Origin of the sequence: Dehalobacter sp. MCB1 (genome assembly GCF_003590275.1) — a bacterium.
In the GTDB taxonomy this organism is placed as follows: Bacteria; Bacillota; Desulfitobacteriia; order Desulfitobacteriales; family Syntrophobotulaceae; genus Dehalobacter.
This window is the reverse complement of record NZ_LXPC01000015.1, coordinates 54,288-76,704: the sequence shown is the minus strand read 5'-3', so window position 1 is coordinate 76,704 and position 22,417 is coordinate 54,288. Positions and strand designations below refer to the sequence as shown.

At 44.6% G+C, this 22,417-nt stretch carries 22 protein-coding genes and 1 tRNA gene; 16 read left to right on the top strand and 7 right to left on the bottom strand.

The window, feature by feature from the left end; translation table 11 throughout:
• Positions 1 to 120: 120 nt before the first annotated feature.
• Positions 121 to 1,185, top strand: a complete 1,065-nt coding sequence (locus A7K50_RS11735; RefSeq protein WP_119776459.1) for an acyltransferase family protein — start codon at positions 121 to 123, stop codon at positions 1,183 to 1,185.
• Between the two features lie 22 nt (positions 1,186 to 1,207).
• On the opposite strand, the gene A7K50_RS11730 is transcribed toward A7K50_RS11735, so the two are convergent.
• A complete protein-coding gene (locus A7K50_RS11730; protein ID WP_119776457.1) occupies positions 1,208 to 1,792 on the bottom strand; it encodes a flavodoxin family protein in 585 nt (194 codons plus the stop codon).
• 317 nt (positions 1,793 to 2,109) lie between these two features.
• Here A7K50_RS11730 and cax point away from each other — a divergent pair, with 317 nt between their 5' ends.
• From cax to A7K50_RS11700, 6 genes are all read left to right on the top strand, one after another.
• Positions 2,110 to 3,153 (top strand): calcium/proton exchanger, encoded by a 1,044-nt coding sequence (gene cax / locus A7K50_RS11725; RefSeq protein ID WP_243103746.1) that lies wholly within the window; start codon positions 2,110 to 2,112, stop codon positions 3,151 to 3,153.
• A 402-nt stretch (positions 3,154 to 3,555) separates the two neighbouring features.
• The gene (locus A7K50_RS11720) at positions 3,556 to 4,167 is read left to right on the top strand and encodes a hypothetical protein (protein ID WP_119776454.1); all 612 of its coding nucleotides are present in this window, start codon (positions 3,556 to 3,558) and stop codon (positions 4,165 to 4,167) included.
• A gap of 20 nt (positions 4,168 to 4,187) precedes the next feature.
• A complete protein-coding gene (locus A7K50_RS11715; protein WP_119776452.1) occupies positions 4,188 to 5,357 on the top strand; it encodes a glycerate kinase in 1,170 nt (389 codons plus the stop codon).
• 27 nt (positions 5,358 to 5,384) lie between these two features.
• Positions 5,385 to 6,356 (top strand): D-2-hydroxyacid dehydrogenase, encoded by a 972-nt coding sequence (locus A7K50_RS11710; protein WP_119776451.1) that lies wholly within the window; start codon positions 5,385 to 5,387, stop codon positions 6,354 to 6,356.
• 165 nt (positions 6,357 to 6,521) lie between these two features.
• On the top strand, positions 6,522 to 6,932 hold the full coding sequence (locus A7K50_RS11705; RefSeq protein ID WP_119776449.1) for a hypothetical protein: 411 nt from the start codon (positions 6,522 to 6,524) through the stop codon (positions 6,930 to 6,932).
• Positions 6,933 to 6,943: 11 nt separating this feature from the next.
• Positions 6,944 to 7,762: a hypothetical protein gene (locus tag A7K50_RS11700; RefSeq protein WP_243103740.1), complete on the top strand. Its 819-nt coding sequence runs from the start codon at positions 6,944 to 6,946 to the stop codon at positions 7,760 to 7,762.
• Between the two features lie 129 nt (positions 7,763 to 7,891).
• Here the strand turns inward: A7K50_RS11700 and A7K50_RS11695 are convergent.
• Positions 7,892 to 7,978, bottom strand: a tRNA-Leu gene (locus tag A7K50_RS11695).
• A 280-nt stretch (positions 7,979 to 8,258) separates the two neighbouring features.
• On the opposite strand from A7K50_RS11695, the gene lepB reads away from it, so the two are divergent.
• The 3 genes from lepB (at position 8,259) to A7K50_RS11680 (ending at position 11,514) form a co-directional block, all read left to right on the top strand.
• Entirely contained in the window at positions 8,259 to 8,804 is a 546-nt protein-coding gene (gene lepB / locus A7K50_RS11690; protein WP_199698292.1) for a signal peptidase I, read from the top strand.
• Between the two features lie 99 nt (positions 8,805 to 8,903).
• The gene (gene rmuC, locus A7K50_RS11685; RefSeq protein ID WP_119776444.1) at positions 8,904 to 10,250 is read left to right on the top strand and encodes a DNA recombination protein RmuC; all 1,347 of its coding nucleotides are present in this window, start codon (positions 8,904 to 8,906) and stop codon (positions 10,248 to 10,250) included.
• A gap of 175 nt (positions 10,251 to 10,425) precedes the next feature.
• Complete coding sequence (locus A7K50_RS11680; protein ID WP_119776443.1) at positions 10,426 to 11,514, top strand: hypothetical protein; 1,089 nt, start codon at positions 10,426 to 10,428, stop codon at positions 11,512 to 11,514.
• A gap of 96 nt (positions 11,515 to 11,610) precedes the next feature.
• Here A7K50_RS11680 and A7K50_RS11675 read toward each other — a convergent pair whose 3' ends face one another.
• The 3 genes from A7K50_RS11675 to A7K50_RS11665 form a co-directional block, all read right to left on the bottom strand.
• A complete protein-coding gene (locus tag A7K50_RS11675; protein WP_119776441.1) occupies positions 11,611 to 12,975 on the bottom strand; it encodes a VWA domain-containing protein in 1,365 nt (454 codons plus the stop codon).
• On the bottom strand, positions 12,956 to 13,834 hold the full coding sequence (locus tag A7K50_RS11670) for a MoxR family ATPase (RefSeq protein ID WP_119776440.1): 879 nt from the start codon (positions 13,832 to 13,834) through the stop codon (positions 12,956 to 12,958). The genes A7K50_RS11675 and A7K50_RS11670 overlap by 20 nt, the downstream gene beginning before the upstream one ends.
• A 160-nt stretch (positions 13,835 to 13,994) precedes the next feature.
• On the bottom strand, positions 13,995 to 14,900 hold the full coding sequence (locus A7K50_RS11665) for an RluA family pseudouridine synthase (protein WP_119776438.1): 906 nt from the start codon (positions 14,898 to 14,900) through the stop codon (positions 13,995 to 13,997).
• Positions 14,901 to 15,114: 214 nt separating this feature from the next.
• Between A7K50_RS11665 and A7K50_RS11660 the strand changes: the two genes are divergently transcribed.
• The 4 genes from A7K50_RS11660 (at position 15,115) to A7K50_RS11645 (ending at position 19,740) form a co-directional block, all read left to right on the top strand.
• The gene (locus tag A7K50_RS11660) at positions 15,115 to 16,230 is read left to right on the top strand and encodes an aminopeptidase (protein WP_119776437.1); all 1,116 of its coding nucleotides are present in this window, start codon (positions 15,115 to 15,117) and stop codon (positions 16,228 to 16,230) included.
• Positions 16,231 to 16,446: 216 nt separating this feature from the next.
• On the top strand, positions 16,447 to 17,385 hold the full coding sequence (locus tag A7K50_RS11655) for a D-2-hydroxyacid dehydrogenase (RefSeq protein WP_243103739.1): 939 nt from the start codon (positions 16,447 to 16,449) through the stop codon (positions 17,383 to 17,385).
• A 95-nt stretch (positions 17,386 to 17,480) separates the two neighbouring features.
• Positions 17,481 to 19,061, top strand: a complete 1,581-nt coding sequence (locus A7K50_RS11650) for a CCA tRNA nucleotidyltransferase (RefSeq protein WP_119776434.1) — start codon at positions 17,481 to 17,483, stop codon at positions 19,059 to 19,061.
• Positions 19,062 to 19,116: 55 nt separating this feature from the next.
• Positions 19,117 to 19,740, top strand: a complete 624-nt coding sequence (locus A7K50_RS11645; protein ID WP_026156163.1) for a flavin reductase — start codon at positions 19,117 to 19,119, stop codon at positions 19,738 to 19,740.
• A 59-nt stretch (positions 19,741 to 19,799) separates the two neighbouring features.
• On the opposite strand, the gene A7K50_RS11640 is transcribed toward A7K50_RS11645, so the two are convergent.
• Both A7K50_RS11640 and A7K50_RS11635 read right to left on the bottom strand, forming a co-directional pair.
• Positions 19,800 to 20,969 carry an aminotransferase class I/II-fold pyridoxal phosphate-dependent enzyme gene (locus tag A7K50_RS11640; protein WP_119776432.1) on the bottom strand — a complete coding sequence of 390 codons (1,170 nt, stop codon included), beginning with the start codon at positions 20,967 to 20,969 and terminating at the stop codon, positions 19,800 to 19,802.
• On the bottom strand, positions 20,966 to 21,463 hold the full coding sequence (locus A7K50_RS11635) for an Lrp/AsnC family transcriptional regulator (RefSeq protein WP_020490936.1): 498 nt from the start codon (positions 21,461 to 21,463) through the stop codon (positions 20,966 to 20,968). The genes A7K50_RS11640 and A7K50_RS11635 overlap by 4 nt, the downstream gene beginning before the upstream one ends.
• A 311-nt stretch (positions 21,464 to 21,774) precedes the next feature.
• On the opposite strand from A7K50_RS11635, the gene A7K50_RS11630 reads away from it, so the two are divergent.
• Positions 21,775 to 21,975, top strand: coding sequence for a helix-turn-helix transcriptional regulator (locus A7K50_RS11630; protein ID WP_119776431.1), 201 nt, complete (start codon positions 21,775 to 21,777; stop codon positions 21,973 to 21,975).
• 2 nt (positions 21,976 to 21,977) lie between these two features.
• Complete coding sequence (locus tag A7K50_RS11625; RefSeq protein WP_119776429.1) at positions 21,978 to 22,409, top strand: hypothetical protein; 432 nt, start codon at positions 21,978 to 21,980, stop codon at positions 22,407 to 22,409.
• The last annotated feature ends 8 nt before the right edge of the window (positions 22,410 to 22,417 follow it).

The window sequence follows — 22,417 nt, the reverse complement described above, 5'->3', positions numbered from 1 at the left end:
AGCATCCTGAATAAAAATGGTGGTTCATCCCTTCGGGCTGTGATAGACTAGTACTATCGGTCCCATTGTTATTTAAGGTTGACAGGGGACGATCACAAATCTTACCTGAAGGATATCGTGATGACAGCACAGGGACTTGCCGCGGAGAATAATGAGAGCCGGATCATTTGGCTGGATGTAATGAAGGGAATAGGGATACTGAGCGTCGTCTGGGGACATGCCGGCCATCCTTATTCTTTTCTGATGTTCTTTTTCCATATGCCTTTGTTTTTCTTTATCAGCGGCTACCTGTACAGACCTGTCGGTAAAGTAGTGCCGCTGCAATATTTAGTCAGGCGGTCAAAACAGCTTCTGGTTCCTTATGTTTTTTATATCATTCTGATTACGGCCTTTCTGGCCGTATTAAGTGTCCTTAAAGGCCAATCTGTGGATATCAACTGGACAGCATTGATTCTGGGCGGAAGCAAGCTGGAAGGTGCTTACGGAACCTTTTGGTTTGTGACCTGTTTATTTTTTGTCCAGATATTTTTTGACTTCGTCATCCGGAAGATTCGTCCAAGGTGGCTTGTCGTGCTGACGATCGCGGCATGTTTTGTTTTTGCCTTCTGGGAATCACGCTTTCACCAAGATTTCTTTGTTCCCTGGAATATGGATGTGGCCCTTTTTGGAATCGTTTTTTATGCGCTGGGTTTCCTTTTTAAACAAAAAAAATGGCTGGTAAATGCCCAGCTAAACAAAATCATTCTTTTATTTTCAGCAGTCTTTCTTATCTTGTTCCTTTATGCATATTTTCAGGATTACCTAAGGTTTGGTTTGGACTTTAAGCACCGTCAGTATTACTTTTTCGGTACGAACATCCTTGTGCCAATGGCTGCAGTTCTGCTGATCTCCGGCCTAAGCAGGATGCTCAGTAATTGGACTTTTAGTAGAAAGTTATTTAGTTCCCTGGGCCAAAGTTCGATGGCAATCATGTTTCTTCATTTGTTTGTGAATTCAGTGATTGGTGGTTTTATTACAATTAATCCTTGGCGTTTTCTTATTATCGGAATATTATTCCCTTGGCTGTGGTTTGAATTTGCTTCGCGGATACCTGGTCTGCGGTTTCTGGCTTTAGGAATAAACAAAAAAAAACCGGCCATTGGTATTGATATTGGAACCTCAGGCAGATCGGACAGAAGCATCTGAAAAACTGCAATAGGTTTGTTGTTCACGACTGTTCCCGATTGATTTTCTTTAGAAGCCAGGCCATATTTTTGCCAAGTGTCTGAAATGTATGGATGCCTTCCTCATCCTGTTGGACATTCCCGGGTTTATGGGCAAGTGTCATATTCCAGTAGCTGGAACCTACGGTGATCATTTCGGTAATGCCAAAGAATAGATTGATTGAAGAAAAAACGAAATTTGTACCGGCTCTCCGCGCAGCCACAACCGCGGCACCAACTTTTCTGGTCAATAAACGGCCATTGGCCCCGTTAACGATGCCGCAGCGATCAATAAAAGCTTTGACTTCGGGGGTCATGTTACTGAAATAGCTTGGGGAACCGATCAGAATGCCATCAGCTTCAAAGACTCTTTGCAGAACCGGATTCAATTCGTCGTTATGGCCCGGGCAGCTTCTGTCTTTGCTCTGAGCGCATTTTCCGCAGACCTTACAGCCAAAAATCGGTTTTCCGCCTAATTGCAGCAGTTCGGTCTGAATGCCCTCCTTTTCTAATTCCTTAAGAACAATTTGAAGACTTTGAGCCGTATTTCCATTGGGTTTTGGGCTCCCATTAAGTGCAACAACCAACATAGTATGTTCCTCCTGATTTTAGGCGTTTTTTGTATTGTCAAAATTTTGGATTAATTTTTGATGCTTTTGATGTAAGTACAATTATAATGAATAATTCGAGATCAACATTCGTGTTTCCTGCAGCGGATTCTGGAGGGACCTTTATAATCTTTGTTTGGCATTTTTGTTTAAGAATTGAAAAAGCATCTCATTTTTTATATAATGTCAATTAGCGCTCTGTGTCTTGTACAACCAAAACCGGCTGGAACTTGTTCCCGCAGTGCTGCAGCCCGGAGATGGACTATAGTATTCTAGCTTATTCGAAAGGAACGAAAAAAGTGAAGATTTTACGTTACATGCTCCTATTTGTGCCGATCACTATTGTCGGTGAGTTTTTGCATTGGACACCAACGCTGATGTTTGTCTTGACAGCACTGGCTATTATTCCTTTGGCAGCGCTGATGGGCGAAGCAACAGAGGAAATTTCCTTCTATTCAGGGCCCAAGATGGGCGGGTTTTTGAATGCAACGTTTGGCAATGCAACAGAACTGATTATTTCTTTCTTTGCTTTAAAAGCAGGTCTTTTTGAGGTTGTTAAAGCATCCATTGCCGGATCAGTCATTGGCAATATTCTGCTGGTGCTGGGTTTAAGCATGATCTTTGGTGGAATCAAATACAAGTCGCAGCGTTTTAATCAAAAGGTTATTGACAACAGTGCCAGTATGCTGTTGTTTGCGGTTATTGGTTTGACGATTCCGGCTATCTTCACACATACGCTGAACCCGGCACTCCTAAATACGCGTTATGAAGGACTCAGTATCATTGTGGCAGTCATCATGTTTATTATCTACATTCTGAGTTTAGTCTTTTCTTTTTACACGCACAAAGATATTTATTCAATCGACCATTCCCAGGAAAGCTCTCCGAAGTGGTCCATAAAAAAAGCAATTGCCGTTTTGGTCGGGGCCACTGTGCTGATCGGGCTGGAGAGTGAGTTCTTGGTCAGTGCTGTAGAGCCAATGTCGGAAGCGATCGGGCTAAGCGAATTTTTCGTCGGCATTATTCTTATTCCGATCATCGGTAATGCTGCTGAACACAGCACGGCGATTGTCATGGCGATGAAGAATAAAATGGATGTCGCCGTTGAGATTGCAATCGGGTCAAGCCTGCAGATCATTTTGTTTGTCACGCCTGTATTGATCTTTCTGAGCTTACTGTTTACACCAATGAGTATCGTTTTCAATGAATTTGAAATTGTAGCCCTCGTCTTTTCAGTTCTGATTGCCAACAGGGTAGCGACGGACGGGGAATCGAACTGGATGGAAGGGGTTCAGCTGCTAGCGGTATATTTGATCATTGCTGTAGCGTTTTTTGTCTTGTAGAATCCAGCCTCTTGATCTTATGGATTTAGGTTTGCAGATTCTGTGGGGGTACGTAATGTGCCCTCATTTTTTGTGGGCTTATACTGCTTAATTGCTTAAGTTGCTTAAGTGCGTGCTAAAAGGCTTTTGGGCTTGTCTGCGTGCCATAATACCACTTTCGGCCTTTTGCGTCCTCCTTGACGCAAAAGGCCGCGCTACGCAATCCTTGCTCCGCTTATCGTGGAACTGTGCCACGCAGACTAATCGATGGTAATTGGGGCTTTTCTCAAAATTAAAAAATGCAGATATTGATAATAAGCGCTAACGAGTTAAAGGTGATTCGTATATTTCATTCTCGTCTGATATTGTATCAGGGAATAAAATAATGCTATGATAAAGCTGATTCCGGAAGGAGGGGGAGTTATGAAACGATTTAGTTCCTGTTTACTGATTTTGATTTTGGGACTGGGAATTTTGACGGCCGGCTGCGCAAACAACGATCAAATGAATGGTACGAATCAATCGAATGGTATGGATCAGATCAATGGTTTGAATCAGGATACAAACCAGACAGGTCAGATGACCGGCTCAAACGGATCAAATGAGGCAAATGGAGACAACAATCCGGTGATCTATCAAAACACAGTGTATGGTTTTAATTTTGCGTTACCGGATAGTTGGAAGGGCTACTCAATTGTAAATGAGCAATGGGAAGGTATTGCTATAGATGGTTCGCAAAGCGGTCGAGTGATTGAAACGAACCGGCTCATTCGGATTCGTCATCCGCTATGGACTCCGGAGCAGCCTCGTCAGGACGTTCCGATTATGATATTTACGTTAAACCAATGGACAGACTTATTGAATGAAAAATTCAGTGTTGGTGCGGCACCGATGCCGCCAAGTGAACTCGGACGAAATTCGAAATATGTATTGGCGCTTCCTGCGCGTTATAATTATGCTTTCCCGATAGGATTCGAAGAAGTGGAGGGTATCCTCGCAAACGGACCTTTGAAGGCAACCGAAGACTTTAAGTAGGGAATACGGTGGGGGGCACCATGAAGATTGTTGTTGCACCTGACGCTTATAAAGGCTGTCTGAACGCGCTTAGCGCTGCCAGGGCAATCGAAAGAGGTATTCGGAACGTTGAGCGGGATATTGCTGTAAAATTGATCCCGATGGCTGATGGCGGCGAAGGTACCGTAGAGGCGATGATTGCGGCTCTAGGTGGTGAGATCATACCAGCCAGGGTAAAAGGGCCATTGGGTGAAACGACGGATGCTTTTTTTGGTTTGTTAGAAGACCGAACAACAGCCGTGATTGAACTGGCAGCGGCGGCAGGCTTAAATTTAATTCCTGCAAACCTTAGAAACCCTTTGCTGACGACATCGTATGGTGTTGGAGAGTTAATAAGGTATGCCTTGGACACTGGAGCTAAAAAATTAATTCTGGGTATCGGTGGGAGCGGTACGAATGACGGAGGAGCCGGAATGGCCACGGCCTTAGGAGTAAGACTCCTGAACCGGCATGGTCAGGAAATCCTTTTTGGAGGCGGCCATCTGACTGAAATAACGGATATAGATTTTTCTGGCTTTGACCCCAGGCTGAGCGATACAGAAATAATGGCTGCATGTGACGTGACCAATCCGCTTTGCGGCCCGCAGGGGGCCTCGGCAGTCTACGGCCCGCAAAAAGGAGCGACACCGGAGATGACTGCTCTTTTGGACAAGAATCTCCGGCACTATGCTGAAATCATTCAGAAAAGTACCGGGCTTCAGGTGCGGGATATTCCTGGTGCCGGAGCTGCAGGAGGCGTTGGAGCGGCTCTGATTGCTTTTCTGAAGGCAAATCTGCAGCCTGGAGCGCAGCTCATAATGAGAGCGGCAGATATGGACAAGGTTCTGAATGATGCGGATTTAGTCATAACAGGTGAGGGTTTGACCGACCACCAGACACTCTTCGGCAAAGTACCGCTGGCCGTAGCTGAAAAAGCTGTAAAACATCAAGTCCCGGTCGTCTGTTTGTCCGGCGGGTTGACGGAAGATGCCCAGCTGCTTTACAAACATGGGTTTTCCGGGGTATTCAGCATTACGGAAGGACCTGTTAGTCTAGTAGACGCAATCCAGAATGCGGAAGTGCTGCTGGAGAGAGCTGCTGAAAGGATCTTCCGCCTGTACCTGGCTGGACGATCGTTCCGGCATGAAGGGTTATGCCCAAAAGATCATTAACGCTCAAAATCGTACAGGGGGGACACTATGAAAATTGTCGTTTTGGATGGATATACACTTAATCCCGGAGATATATCATGGAGCGGACTGGAAAGGTTTGGGGAGCTTACTGTCTATGATCGCACCGCATATCATGCCGGTATTGAAGATTTAATCCTGGAGAGAATTGACAGGGCGGAGATCGTCTTTACCAATAAAACACCATTATCCAGAATCGTGCTGGAAAACGCACCAGATTTAAAATTTATCGGGGTTCTCGCAACAGGCTATAACATTGTCGATGTTGAGGCAGCCAAGGAAAGAGGAATTGTCGTAACAAATATTCCAGCCTATGGGACGAATTTTGTCGCTCAGATGGCAATTGCGCTGCTGCTTGAAATGTGCTGCCATGTCTGGCCGCACAGTGAATCGGTTCAAATAGGAGAATGGTCTGGCAATCCCGACTGGTGTTACTGGAAGTACCCGCTCATAGAACTGGCGGGAAAGACCATTGGAATCATCGGTTATGGCAGAATTGGCCAGGCGACGGGAAGAATAGCTCAGGCTTTGGGGATGAGGATTCTAGCTGTCGACAGCAATCCCGATTCGTCTTTGGAAAGTCCTGATATGAAATATGTCGATATGGATACACTGCTTACCGAATCTGACGCAATCATGCTGCACTGCCCGTTATTTGAAAATACCAAAGGAATCATTAACAAGCAAAGTATTGCTAAAATGAAGCCCGGTGTGATGATCGTAAATAACGCAAGAGGCCCTTTAATCGTCGAGGAGGATTTAGCAGAGGCCCTGAACAGCGGCAAAGTTGCAGGAGCAGCACTGGATGTTGTGTCGACAGAACCGATTCAAAGGGATAACCCGTTACTTCAGGCCAAGAACTGCATCATTACGCCACATATTTCATGGGCCTCGCTGGAGGCAAGAATCAGGCTTATGGATCTGGCTGTGCACAATTTGGAACAGTTTCTGGCGGGGACTCCCGAGAACGTGGTCAGTTGAATAACCAAGGCAATGTCTCTTAACCCGGCTTCGGTCGGGTTATTTTTAATATCATAAAGAAAAGATTTTATTGGTATTTTGCTGGGAAATTAATGACAAATTTGATTAATTCCTTTATTATGTAAGATATGTAAAATATTCTATGATTTAAGGTGGATACATCATATGGCTAGAGTCAATGTTCCGTATATTATGGCGTGTGAAGATGTCATTAATGAAAATGAATCCTTAAGTTACAAAAACATTCTTTTCACAAAAACAATCAAGGCATTGTATGAAAAAATATCCCTTAATATTATTGTTGGGGTTCAGGTTTTTGAGTCGGAAGACGCTGAAGAAAATGAGGGTGATATCATACTTGAAATGACAGTAAAAGATGATAAAGATGAGTATGTCACCAAACTGCCGTTAAAAATTGAAATACCAAAAGGAACAAAAGATATTTCGGTAAAGATCGTATTTAATGATATGCTGATAAAATCACTCGGATCATATAAGTTTGTTGTCAGTAAAGGGAGGAAGAAACTTAACGAATATCGAATATTAATAACAATGGGAAAGGGAGAAAAGGAATGAATACGCTCACAATGGATGTAGACTTTAACAAAATATTAAAAGCCAAGACTTCCCCTGAGAGTAATCATTCAGATTTTGTATCCGCTATAAAAAGCTTCACTTCACCAAATAATATAGAATTAACATCTAGTGCAGGAATTGATGGGCCTAATGTTGATGTTTATGAAAAACATAGGGTTATATTTGCTGAATATACAGTAATTTTTACTGATGAAAGTTTTGAAATAAAGTCAGGGTATAAAGAACTAAAGTTATTGAATAAACATAATAGTGTTCTATCAAGGATTGGTGGTGCTATTATGGGATGGCTTGCTTGTTCTCCAATTGAATCTTTTGCTGAAGAGATCAAAAATTCTTATAATCAGCATGTCGGCTTAATTGCCTCTCTAGCAGCGCTATGTTCTGCTTTTGCGGCTTGGACTGGTGTTCCTATTTTTAGTATTATTGGTGGGTTTATTGGACTTGCCGTTTTTGACGCATTCATAAGCTTAATACCTGGAGCCGTTAAAGAAGGGAGGGAAAAAGATCATAGCTTACAGGCCAAACTATGTGCTTTTTGTGTAAATTTAGCAGCAATTATGGTTGGTGTTATTGCTCATAATTACTTTGTCGACTTGACTTCCGGGCTAAGTAGCATTGAATACTATCCCGCCAAAGTCGTATCCAATGTCCATTATTTAATTGTCTTTTGGGTAGGGATGATTTATGTTACAAGAGTCATCGGATATGTAGCAAAAATAAATAAGGTACCGCTTCCGTGGTTTGCCAATACACTGAAAGGAATTGGCTCAAATAAAGAAAAAGGAAAAAAGGAAAATAAAGATCTATAATCCTCGGCAGACTATTGTCAGGCGGGAATAGATACAACTGAATTTAATAAAGATAGGATAAGAAAAAGACCGACAATTTCGGTCTTCTATTTTTATGTTCAAATATGTGTGCAACTTATTTTTTCAAACTGGTGCGGCCGAGAGGACTTGAACCTCCACGAGCGTTAGCCCACTAGTACCTGAAACTAGCGCGTCTGCCAGTTCCGCCACGGCCGCATCGACAGATTACATTATATTTGATGGCTCTATGCTTTGTCAACACAAAAGAGTAATAAAAAAATGGAATTTCTAGTCCTTGACAAATATCATGACGAGACAAGGCCTTTGTTCCAGCCTTGCTTTTCGCTGTGGTTTTTGTTATCCTTTTCCATTAGGGGTATTTTGTTTTTTTAGATTATTTATAGGCAGGAATATATAGATTAATAGAGAAAGTAATTTAGGTTTGGGCTAACCTTTGAAATTTGAGATATTGAAGGAATGTGGAAGGTGATTTGTGTTGAAAGGTTTTATGAGATCGTTGTTTGAATGGGTCGTTATCGTTGCAATTGCTTTTGTTCTCTCTATGGTGATTCGAAATTATTTGATTGATACCCGAATCGTCCCGACCGGCTCGATGCTGCCTACGATTCAGCTTCAGGACCGTTTAATCGTGGATCGGTTCTTTTATAAATGCGGTGAGATTAAGCGCGGAGATGTTATTGTTTTTGAAGCTCCCGAAGCTGTAATGAAGGATGAGGATCTCGTCAAAAGAGTGATCGGCTTGCCTGGTGAAAAACTTGAAGTCAAAAACGGAAAAATCTATATCAATGATCAGGCTCTGAATGAGCCTTACGTCGAATATCCGGCCGATTATGAATTTGGGCCTGTGACCGTACCGGAGGATTCCTATTTCATGATGGGGGATAACCGTCCGGCCAGTTACGATAGCCATCGCTGGGGGGCCTTGCCCGAGGATAAGATATTGGGAAGGGTCTGGGTCAGGTACTGGCCTTTGGACAGATTCGGAACCTTGACTAAACTGCCTGAAGACTATTTAAAGTAGAATACGTACATGATACAGCACTAGCATAAAAAGATTACGATTATCAAACCGCAAAGAGGATAACTCGATAATAAATATGGATATGTGAGGGATAGCCGGATGGATCCAATGTTCCTTTATGTCATCGGCGCAGTCATGGTCGGGATCATTCTCGGATTTGGGACAGGGTTTAGTTTCCGCGGAGGCCAAGCCAGAGGACTACTGGAAAAAGCCCGGACGCTTGAACAGGAGAATGAAAGGCTGCATGCGGAACTGAATCGGGAATTTGAAAGAAGAATGCAAAATTCCGCTGTCATTTCTGAACTGCGTACCCGGCTCGAGATGGAGCAGACAGCGTATGAAGAAAAATTGACGTTGCTCAGCCAGGCCAGGGAGGAGCTCAGTGACGGCTTCAAGGCCTTATCCGCTGAGGCACTTAAGAATAACAATCAGTCCTTTCTCGAATTGGCGAAGGTTGTACTCGAGAAGACCCAGGTCCAGGCTTCGGCTGATCTGGAAAAAAGGCAGGCTTCTATCGATGAACTCGTAAAGCCTTTGCGGGAGTCGCTCGACAAAGTTGATTTGAAGATTAACGAACTGGAACAAAAAAGAGCAGGGGCTTATGAAGGGTTGCTTAAGCAAGTCGAAAATATGGCGTTCGGGCAGGAAAAGCTGCAGCGGGAGACCTTGAAGCTGACTTCTGCTTTGAAATCGCCGACTGTCAGAGGCCGCTGGGGAGAAGTCCAGCTGCAGCGGGTCGTAGAACTGGCCGGCATGGTGGAGTACTGTGATTTTTACCAGCAGGAGGAAGTCATCGGCGAGTCCGGCAGGCAGCGCCCGGATATGATTATTCGGCTTCCGGGGAATAAAACGATTGTCGTCGATTCCAAGGCCCCGCTCGCGGATTATCTTGAAGCTGTGGAAGCCCTTGATGAAGACCATAAGAGAACAAAGTTATCAGGTCATGCTCGGCAGGTCAAAAACCATATTACCAAACTTGCCGCGAAGTCTTACTGGAACCAGTTCGATTTTACGCCGGAATTTGTTGTCATGTTTCTGCCGGGTGAAACCTTTTTCAGTGCTGCGCTGCAGTCAGATCCGGAACTCATCGAATACGGCGCCGGGCAAAGGGTCATCCTGGCGACCCCGACAACGTTGATCGCGCTGCTTAAAGCCGTGGCTTACGGCTGGAGCCAGGAACAGATCAACGAAAATGCCCGCCATATCAGTGAGCTCGGCAAACAGCTCTATGACAGGATCAGCGTTTTGACCGAGCATTTGTTGGACATCCGTAAAGGACTCGCCCAGGCCACTCAGGCTTACAATCGGGCCGTCGGCTCCTATGAGAACCGGGTACTCGTGACCACCAGGAAATTCAAGGAGCTCGGGGTTGCCGGCGATAATGAGATTAGTGAGATGGAGATCCTCGAGACCGGGCTTCGGGAGATTGCGGCAGGAGACAATTAATATTTGGGAAAACAATCGGACTTCTCAGTCGAATGCTACGTGATTATTAAAAAGATGTATGATTGCATCTTTTTTTTGATACCAAGAAATTTCAAAGAAACCTCCATGGGTCTTAAGAAAACTAAAAATCTTTACGATAATAATGAAAAAGTCTAATATCCATGGAGGGATGAAGATGAAGGTTTTGAGTTCAGCTGTTGATCTTTATTCGGACTACAAGCTGGAACAGCAAAAGACCGTCAATGAAAGGCTGAAAGCCTGGGTTGACGGACAGGGCACGGATGCAAGCGATGAAACAGAGCCAACTGCGGATTCATTGACACTTTCAAGTGACGCTTTGGCTAAATTACAGGAGAATCCCGCAGCGAGCAGCTCAGAAACAACTGCTGAGTCGGAAGATGAATTCTTTGAACTCAGCCCTAGGGAGAAAGAAATTATCTCCCTGTTAGAAAAATTCCTCTCCAAGCTGTCCGGGAGAAAGGTAACGATTGATGTACCGGATAAACTACCTCTTTTAGGTCCGGGTAACAGTGATTTTGGTCACCTGATGGCAGCAAAGAACGACGGCAACAATAATGGGAACGGCAGTCAGAGGGTTGGATGGGGCATCGATTATCACTATGAAGCGTCCTATACAGAAAAAGAATCCATGAACTTTTCAGCCCAGGGCACAATCCTTACTGAAGACGGCAGTGAGATAAAATTCAAGCTGAATATCGCGATAAGCCGTGAGTATACATCCTATCAGAGCATCGATTTTAAAGCCGGAGATGCTTTGGTCGATCCGTTAGTGATTAATTATGGTGCAGGCAGCGCAAGCCTGTCAGGATTTAAAACGGATTTTGACCTTAATGCTGACGGAATGCAGGATAATATTTCTTTCCTGGCTGAAGGCAGCGGGTTCCTTGCTTGGGATGAGAATAGCGACGGAGTCGTCAATGATGGCAGCGAGCTCTTCGGGCCGGCGAGCGGAGACGGTTTTAAGGAATTAGCCGAATATGATAACGATCAAAACGGCTGGATCGATGAAAATGATTCCATCTACAAAGAACTTAGCCTTTGGATTAAGGATGCTGCAGGTAACGACCAGCTACTGGCCTTAAGTCAGGTTGGAATCGGCGCAATCTATTTAGGCAATGTCGATTCGCTATTTTCACTGAAAGATACGGATAATCATTTAGACGCTCAGATCAAGGAAACCGGCATATTTCTAAAAGAGAACGGAGAAGCAGGGACGGTCCAGCACGTAGACTTTGCGGTATAGCGAGAGGATAAGCTAATACAAAGGGACGAATTTTTTATTCCCTCAATTAAATAATGGGGATAAAGATTCGTCCCTTCATTTCGCGGTTGTCTTAACCTAAAGAGAGTTCAGAAATTGTTCCAGCTCTTCAATATTTGCTACAGAAAAAGCACCGGTACAATATTCTTGGTATTTGGTCATCAGACAGTCGCCCCTGCCCCACTGGTCCTTGCTTAGGGGATTCAACCAGTACAAGGCTGCGGCTTTTTCTTTGATCTGGGCTAGGATTTCGCTGCCATCCAGCCTGTTCTGATTATTTTTGCCGTCTCCTAAAATCAGCACCGTGGTTTTATTCAGCAGGAAAGGCAGATAGAGGTCGGAGAACTTCAGCAGCACATTACCATAATGGGAATAGCCTGTACGGTTATAGCCGCTAACCTTGCGTAGATTGTTGAGTGAGCCTGTCCAGTCCTGCTCCTGGAAATAATCTGTCGCTTCCACGAGCTGATCGACGAACAGAAATGAGCGGACGTTGGCATAGCGCTGCTGCGTTGCGAAGACAAACATCAGCATGAAGTAAATAAATTTGCTAACGGAATTGGACATGTCACAGAGCAGCCAGAGGTCGGGTTTCGATTGTTTTCGCTGCATTTTTATCAGGTTCAGCGGGATTCCGCAGGTTTTCAGGGAATGTTTGATGCTACGATTCAGATTGATAGTGCCGCTTGCACTTACTTTGCGGCGCCTTCCTTTGCGGACGGCCAGTTTTCGGCCTATCTTCTGGATTTCCTGCGACATTTGAGTGATCTGCGCGTCGTCGCAGTCCAGAAACGAAACCGTTCGTGGATTTCGTTTTTTCATTTCCTGGATCAAATGCTCCGAACTCATATTTCTAGCCAGCTGGCGTTCAATTTCATCTTTGAGTAAATGGTTCCATTCTTCAAGGGCCACCCGTGCCGCCTGGTATTCCGCTTCAGATAGTTCATCCTGTTGGTAAGCCTTTTCAATATGGCTGGCTGCTTCATTCCAACCGCTCTGGGTCCGGAAAGCAGCCAGGCCTTTTTCGCGATCCTCGATGCTGAGTTCAAGATTCAGGTCCAAGCCTTGCAGGACAGCATAAATCAGATCAATTTCATTGTTCAGCACGGCCTCAATCAAGAGCTCTAGCGGGACAGTTTTGCCGGCACTTCCTCCGTGGCCTTCTTCCAGGGAGAAACGGCCTTGGCTTTTTAGAATGCCCAGATGGTCCGATGATATTTCCAAATCAGGGCCAAAATATAACTCGATCAGCCATAAAGCATAATCAGGGCCCCAAGGAGATTTGATCAGCGTCGTATTGATGAGTTGATAAAAAGTATACTTATCCATTCCATCAAGACCGAGCATTTTTAGCAGCCGGATGCAGTCAGATATTTCGTGTGAATTCACGTTAATGCCGGACTCTCTGAGCAGTCTGGCTATTTTAAGAATGAAGTATTCCATCAAACCAATCCTTTTGGTTCACTTTTTCCAGGACATGCCGACAGTCATCCTGGTATTTGAAAAGGATGTTCAGCGTGCTGGAAGCGACTTCCGCCGTTAGTTCTTCGACCTGTAGCTGTTCCAGGATGTTGACCCAATCGATCACTTCGCTGATGCTGGGGTGTTTTTTGAGCTTCTCGAGCCGCAATTTGCGGATGAAAGTAACCGCTTGTTTACCAAGGTGCTCCAACAGATCCGGGAAGTGGATCTGAAGAATCTCGAGTTCTCTTTGCTCGTTCGGGTAATCCACATGAAGGTACAGACATCTTCTTCTTAGCGCCTGGCTTAAATTTCGTGTGCTATTGCTGGTCAACAGGACGGAAGGAATGCTTACAGCAGGGATTGTCCCAATCTCGGGTATAGAAATCTGCCAGTCCGAGAGGATCTCCAACAGAAAGCTTTCAAATTCCTCGTCGCTTTTATCGATTTCATCAATCAGCAGGACGGAAGGCATATCACTAGCAATCGCTTTCAGTAACGGTCTTTTCAGAAGGAATTCATCCGTATAAATATTTTCACTGGTAGCGGACCATTCATTCGTGCCGGGACTTTTGGTCTGAATATAGAGCAGTTGTTTCTGATAATCCCATTCATAAAGGGCTTTGCCTTCATCGATACCTTCATAACACTGGAGGCGGATCAATTCTCGGTTGAGATATTGGCTCCATGCTTTGGCCAACTCTGTTTTTCCGGCTCCGGTCGGCCCTTCAATAAGTAAGGGTTTATTGAGAAGCAGGGAGTAATGCAAGATCATTGCGGTATTGTCATTAGCAATATAGCCCTGTTTTTGTAAACCTTCTTTTATTTCTTCCAAATTCATAAACAGTACTTCCTTTCTGATCGATGACAGGCAAAATATCCTAGATAATTTTAGTCATATATACATGTATAATGGGTGTTTTTTTAATTATTGATGATTAAAGGAATAATGGCAAGAGGAATTCTAATTCAGAAAGATAAAAACATAAAAATTTCAACCATTAATCATCGAAAGAATCTTCTAATAAAAGCATCCTCATGTCAACAGGAACGGTTGCTTCTATCTTTATTGTCTTCAGGGTCAAAGGATGAGGAAAAGAGTAGGAATAACAGTGCAGGGCCTGTCTTTGAATATATTTCATGCTGCCGCCGTACAGATCATCTCCTAAAAGTGGATGACCAGCTGCCTGAGCGTGTACTCTGATCTGGTGGGTACGGCCGGTGACCAGTGTAAACTCCATTAGTGAATAGTCCGGGTACTGCTGCAGTGTTTGGAACAACGTCAGTGCGGACTGCCCGTCAGGGTGAGCTTCCCGGACAATCTTGCTACCGGGTTTAAGGCGGATTGGGAAGGACCATTCGCCTTGGGTGAGCGGAGAATGGCCTTCTGAAAGGCCCAGATATTTCTTCTCGACTTTGTTTTTGACAGAAAGGGCGGCCAATTGCTGGTGAGCGTAGCGGGATTTGGCGATCAGCACAATGCCGGAGGTATTGCGGTCTATTCTCGAGACAGGGCGGAAAGGCCTCGTTTCACCTTTGCTTCCCCAGTAACCGATCACCGCGTTTGCGAGCGTTCCAGTCCGATATCTCGAATTTGGATGGATGACCTGACCGGGCGGCTTATTCACCGCCAGAAAGATTTCGTCTTCGTAGATAATTTCAATTGGCAGAAGCTCTCCTCTGATAGTTGCCGGCTCTTCTTCCAGAATATTCACAGCAAGAGTCTGTCCGGTTTTGCCCCGGGCAGTCAGGTAGGTGAATTTGCCGTCGATCCAGACATTTTCACCGATTTTCAGCTTTTGCAGTACCTTACGGGAAAAATGGAAGCGCCGCAGAAGGATGTCCTGGTATTTCCTGCCGTCATCTTCTGGCGTTAAAGTGTATGTGAATAATGTATTTGCAGTCATGTCTTTCTCCTAATAGAATAAGCATTATCTGATAGACATATATTATGATTTAATAGAATAATTTAGCAAGATGTTGGGTAAAGAAACAAAAAATATATTATAATAATGACAGTTAAAATTAACCAATATAGGTCAGTTCCATAAATCAAGCCGAGTTCCCAAGCATTATCCCCGAAGACAAAATAAACAAGCAGAAAAGAGGTTAAGTATAGGTATGAATGATCAAAGAATAGACGTATTGGCCAAAAATTTAATCCATTATTCCGTAGAGTTAAAGGAAGGTGAACGTATCCTGATTGAGCTGTCGGGGTTGGAAATCCCTTTAGCCCGGGCGTTGGTCAGAGAGGCTTATGAAGCTGGCGCGCAGCCTTTTCTTAATATTACTCATCATACCTTGCAACGTGAAATATTAAAAGGGCTTTCAATCGGACAGGCACAAAGCCAGGCGAAGTGGGAAGTCGCCAGAATGCAGGACATGCAGGCTTATATCGGAATACGCTCCGGGGAAAACATTAACGAGCTGGCCGATGTCCCAGCAGATAAAATGCAAATCTACTTAAACCATTACTCGAAACCGCTCCATTCCGAGCAAAGAGTCAAGTATACCCGTTGGTGTGTGCTCCGCTATCCGAATCCATCGATGGCGCAGCTCGCTGAGATAAGTACCGAAGCTTTTGAAGATTTTTACTTTCAAGTCTGCAATCTGGATTATTCCAAAATGTCCAGAGCGATGGATCCGCTGAAAGAACGGATGGAAAAGACCAACATGGTAAGGATTACAGGGCCCGGAACAGATCTTTCGTTTTCAATCAAGGGGCTGCCAGCAATTAAATGCGACGGTAAGATGAATATCCCTGACGGCGAGCTTTTCACAGCGCCGGTCCGAGATTCGGTCAACGGTATCATCGCCTATAACACCCCGGCTGTTTATCAGGGATTTACGTATGAATCCATCGTACTGGAATTCAAAGACGGCAAAATTATCAAGGCTTCAGCCAACGATACCGAAAGAATTAATAAAATTCTTGATACTGATGAAGGTGCGAGGTATATCGGAGAGTTTTCATTCGGCTTTAACCCTTACATTCAGAAGCCGATGAAAGATACATTGTTCGATGAGAAGATCGACGGAAGTTTTCATTTCACACCAGGTTCGGCCTATGACGAATGCGACAATGGCAACCAGTCCGCAGTCCATTGGGATCTGGTATGCATCCAGAGACCGGAATACGGCGGCGGAGAGGTCTATTTTGACAGGGAACTGATCAGGAAAGACGGCAGGTTTATGCCAGCGGAGCTGCAGGTCCTGAATCCTGAAAACCTCAGATAACGCGAGTACAACATTCTTAAATTCTCTACTCAAAATTTCATACAATCCTGATTATCCTATATTAGGTCTGGGTGCCACAAGTCCGGCGTCAAGCGGAGCATGGATGCGGAGCGCGGCAGTTTATGCCATGGAGGGCATAATCTGCCGAAAGCGGAATTGTGGCGCACAGACCAGACCCGAATGAATATATTTGTCAAACAAGAGGAGAGAAATACAATGAAGATCCTGAGCAGTATAAAAATACCGGATGATCTCCTGGAAAAGCTGCTGGCAATACGACCGAGTGCCCGAATCATTCAGGTGAGAGACTTTACGGAGGCAGATCCGGAAGCGGATGTACTGCTTACGTATGGCTGGGATATTAAAAAGGATACAATTAATCTGTATCCGAATCTTAAATGGATTCAAACCTTAAGCGCAGGGGTCGATATGCTGCCTCTGGACAGGCTTATTTCGAGAGGCGTCGTGCTGACGAATGTCAAAGGCGCCCACAAGATCCAGATGGCCGAGCACGTCATCTGGAGTATCCTTATGCTCTTAAGACAGGGTAATACATTTGTGTCACAGCAGGAACAGAAGATATTCAGCGCAAAACCGAAAATTTCCGAAATGTACGGCAATTCGGTCTGCATTGTCGGGGCAGGCACCATTGGTAAAGAGATCGCCAAACGGTGTGGGGCTTTTGGGATGACGGTTTATGGCGTATCACTTCATGGCGCTCAGGACCAGGCTTTCGCGAAGATTGTAACCCCGGAGGAAATGCCTGGAATTCTGTCGATCAGTGATGTAGTCGTTATTGTCCTACCGCTGACATCGGAAACGAAAGACTTTGTCAACGCAGACTTCATCCATCAGATGAAGGACGGGGCATTATTTGTCAATGTAGCCAGAGGACAGGTTGTCGACGAGGATGCCCTAATCGAAGCAATTAAAAGTAAGAAGATAGCCGCAGCGGCGCTCGATGTATTCAGGAAAGAACCGTTGCCGGAAGACAGCCCGTTCTGGAAACTGAATAATGTCTTCCTTACGCCGCATATCGGCGGCAGGACCATTCAGACCTCTGAACGCATGTGGGAAGTGTTCCAGAGAAATCTGGCTAAATATCCTGACCCGGGTCAAATGATCAATATTATAGACGATAGGACAGGGTATTAAGAAACACGTACTTGAATATAGAACACTCAACTAAGTAGGAACTCAGAATATTGAAACGTGAGAAACAGGCATAAAAAGAGATTCGGAGGAGTCCTATGAATGACTTCCAGAAAAGTGTTATCGAAAGATTGTCCCGCCATACCCGCGTCTGGATCGTAGGTGGAGCGGTACGGGACCATATCCTGGGATTGGAGTCTCCGGACATGGATTTAGTGTGCGTACTGAGCCCAAAAGAGGTCAAGGATATCCTCTGTGAGCAAGGCTTCTCTGCCCAGGTAATCGGTAGGCACTTCTCGACGGTCAGCATTTTTACGGAAGGTTCCAAAGTGGATGTGGTACAGGCCGAAGAACTAGAGAAAGATGCCCAGCGCAGGGACTTCACCATCAATGCGATTTATCAGGATCCTGTGTCAGGGGAATTTTATGACCCGATGGAAGGCAGAAAGGATCTGGAAGCCAAAATCCTTAAAGCCTGCGGTAAGCCTGATGAACGGTTCCGGGAAGATCCTGTCCGTATTTTGAGGATGGTTAAATTCGCGGTAAAGTTTTCAATGAAGATTGACCCCAATACCTGGGAGCATGCATTGGACCTTTCTTTTCTGAGTACCACATCTCGGGAAAGAATTACGGCGGAACTTGCCGGGATCCTTGTTTTGACCGAGGCCGAAAAGGCTGTGCGGATGTTGGACAAAATCGGTTACTGGGATATGTATTTACCTGAATTGGCCAGGCTGAAAGGTCTTGAACAGAATCAGTATCATTCCCTGGATGTCTGGGAACATACCATGGCCGTATTTCGGAATACCCCTGAAGATCTTTATCTGCGTCTGGCAGGCCTGTTTCATGATTCCGGCAAGTGGGAAGTAGCTAGCCGGGAATGCCATGTATCCGGGACACTAAAGTTTGCCGACCAGAACTACTCACTTGAGGGATTTAAAATCGTCGGGACAAGAGGACCCCGGGAACTGGAATATAAGCTGAAGTCTTTCATTGGGAAAAAGATCCGAATCCTTGGGGCAAGACTGGATCAATACCCGGAAATTGTGCAGTTTAAAAAGGTCATAGACGGTGAACCGACCAATTTTGGTCTTGTGTACGTCGAAAACGGCAAACGACATTTCCTGATGCATGAAGCGGCAAGCGCCAGGCTTCTGGCCGATGTTCTCAAACGCTATACGTTTTCGATGTTTTTTGATGGGGTTGGCAAAAAACAGGAACAAAACCTTATTAAACTTGTTGAGAATCATATGCAGGCAACACTCGTATTCATGCCGGAGTTCAGAGGGGAATTTGCCAAGCGGTCTTTCAAGAACAGAGCGGCGGAGCTCGTTTGGAAAGTCTGCTGGGACGGCAGAAACTTTGAATTAAAGAACATCCATGACTTTTTGATTTTATGGAAAGCAGATTATCAGGCCGGAAAACTTCATACCACTGCGCAGAACAATATTTTTGAAAGGATTTTTGCCGAATTGATTGCAGTAGCTTTGTGGCAGAAAGAAAATCTGGTGCAGATTGACTGGAAACTATTCCGGCAGTATGCGATGCAGCAAGGATTAAGCGGTTCAAATCTCGGAATCTTTAAGGAGCTTGTCCGCGAAAAAGCCATGAAAGAGATGAAGCAGGAATTGAATCATACTTTTCTAAAAAAAGTATATTGGGAGTTCAAAAATATGTAGAAGTAAGTTATAATAATTATAAATAGATTGTTATTTCAAAAAGGAGTGGGGACATATGAAATGGCGCTGTGTTATTTGTGGCTACATACATGAAGGGGATAATCCTCCCGAAACCTGTCCAGTCTGCGGTGTTGATTCCAGCAACTTTGTCACGGATTCCTTCAATAATGCCGGCAGTACCACGATGAATTCTGTTCAGACCATATTAAGTCCCGAGGAAGCGATTGTGAAAGCGGTACAGTCAATTTCCTACGGTTTGTTTATTATTACGGCAGCCTATAACGGCAAAGACAACGGGCAGGCAGCCAACACTTGTTTCCAGATCACTTCTGATCCCGTGCAGATTGCGATTGGTATTAACAAGAAAAACTACACGCATGAACTGATCATGCAAAGCGGCAGATTCGGCGTATCCGTCCTGGACCAGAAAGGACATGACCTCGTCAGAAGATTTGGCTACAGGTCAGGGAAAGAGACCGATAAATTTGACGGAATCAAAGCGCACCGCGGATCATCCGGTATCATGCTGCCTGATGAAGTACTGACCACCATGGAAGCAGAAGTCGTGAATTCAATGGATACCGGTACACATACCTTGTTCTTGGGCAGAGTCACGGTGGCCGAAGTCCGAAGTACCGGTGAGCCGATGACGTATGCTTACTTCAGGAAGACAAAGTAAACCATCATGAGCAATATAAAAAGAGAGAAAACGCCTCATTCGAAGCATTTTCTCTCTTTTTACTTGCAGTTTATCCTTTTCTTAACAAACCTGGACATTCTGGTCAATGCTTCCTGCAGCTGCTGCGTCGAGTAAGCGTAGGAACAGCGGACATGTCCTTCACCGGCCGGACCGAAGGCCGTACCGGGAACAACGGCAACTTTTTCTTCCTTCAACAGCTGTTCGGCAAATGCTTCGGAGTTTAATCCGGTAGCTGTAATATCGGGGAAAACATAGAAAGCACCTAAGGGTTCAAAACAGGTAAGACCCATTTCTCTAAGGCCGTGAACCATAATCCGGCGGCGTCGGTCATATTCCATCACCATTTCTTGTTTGGCCGTTTCTCCAGATTTCAGTCCTTCCAGTGCAGCAACCTGTGCCATAATCGGGGCGCACATAATGGTGTATTGATGGATCTTAAGCATGGCCTGAATCAGATCAGGGTGGCCAGCAACATAGCCAATTCGCCAGCCTGTCATTGCATAGGCCTTCGAGAAGCCGCTGACATGAAGCGTGCGGTTCCGCATGTACGGTAAAGTTGCAAAGGGTGTATGTTCTCCGCCGTAGTTAAGATCCGAATAAATCTCGTCGGAAATAACGATCAGATCATTTTCGGACGCAAACCGGGCAATCGGCAGCAGCTCTTCTCTGGTCATGACTGCGCCGGTAGGGTTATTTGGGTAAGACAGAACCAAAATCTTGCAGTTTGGCGTATACGCCATCTGAAGGTCTTCGACCTGCAGGCGGAAATCGTGTTCTGCACTTGTTTTAACATAATGAACCTCTGCGCCGGAGATTTCCGCACAGGCAGCATAGGCCACAAAAGAAGGATCAGGGATCAGCACGCCGTCACCCGGCACGATCAGCGCACGCATCGCTAGGTCGATCGCTTCGCTGGCGCCGACGGTGATAAAGATTTCCTGATCGGCATTATAACTTAAGCCTTGATGTTTGGCCATATATTTTGATAATTCCCTGCGGAGCTCGATCAAACCCGCGTTACTGGTATACATGGTCTGACCCTGTTCCAGAGAAAAAATAGCGGCTTCAGTCATGACCCAGGGAGTCGCAAAATCAGGCTCTCCGACACCGAGGGAGATTACGCCTTCTACAGTGGCGGCTAGGTCAAAAAACTTTCGTATTCCTGATGGCTTCAGATTAAAAGCCAGTGGTGATAAGTATTGCTTCATGGCGTTATCATGAGACGCTGCGGTCTCTCTTCCTCTCCGTGAAATTCTATGCCATCCTGCTTATACCTGCGCAGAATAAAGCGGGTCGAAGTTGACTGGATTACATCCAGGGGAGACAATTTATCGGAAACAAACTGGGCGATTTCATGCATGTTACGGCCCTCAATAATGATACAAAGGTCAAAATCCCCAGACATCAGATAAACGGATTTAATCTCACTGAACTTTTGGAACCGCTGCGCAATTTTATCGTAGCCATTGCCGCGCTGGGGCAGGACTTTGACATCAATTAATGCAGTAACCCTGTCTTCTTCCAGTTGGTCGTAATTGATAAGGATACCGTATTTTGCGATGACCTTATCATCTTCCCACTGTTTAATTTTCTTTTTAATATAATCCGCTGTCAGGCCGGTCTGAATTGCTAAATCTTCCACAGTCAGACGGCAGTCCTGGGACAGGATATGAAGGAGGCGCCGATCATCTTCGGACAACATTCTCGAAAACTCCTTTCTGCGCTTCTGAATTAATATTATTAAATTATAATAGCATAAGAAGACAGCAGATAACAACCTCATCCTGTGATTTTCCTCAGACTATTCCGTATATGCTACCTCTGCAATTCATTAAACTTTGCGGATTTGATTGAATTCCTTGGATTTTCCTGATTTTTACCTCTTTCTTATAGATATTAATTTTTTACAGGTTTAGAGCACCAGTTTTTTTATGGAAAGTTAACTTTACATTCTATCTGGAATATGTTATGTTTATGGAAAGCAAACTTTCCATAAACATTAGGAGTGAGTCTATGAATAACAGATTAGAAGAAATACGCAGGCAGCGAGGAATAAAGCAGGAAGAGCTTGCCGCAGCTTTGGAAGTATCTAGACAAACCATAGGTTCACTTGAAAATGGACGGTATAATCCATCCATCATCTTAGCATTCAAAATTGCACGCTTCTTTGGGATGAATGTTGAAGAAATATTTATTTATGAGGGGGAAAAATAAATATGACAAAGAATATTAAAGCAATTGGCTTTTCCATTTTAGGAATACTATTAATCGTAATAGGGTTCGTTTTGATAAAGGCCATTCATGAACCACAAAGAAGTATGCAAGTCTTGCCATACGTCTGTGTTGGTATGGGATGCGGACTATTCGGTCACCATTTAGGGAAAATCATTAGCAGTATGGCGCTGAAAAATTATCCGGACGAGGTCAAGAAAATAGAAATTGAGCAAAACGATGAAAGAAATCTAACCATTACCAATAAGGCCAAAGCTAAGGCTTATGATAAAATGATCTATGTATATGGCGTGATCATCCTGGCATTTGGTTTAATGCAGATTGATTTGACGGCGATTATCATATTGGTTATTTCCTATTTATTTGTTGTATTCTCAGGAATCTATTACAGATCAAAGTATGAAAAAGAAATGTGAAACGATCA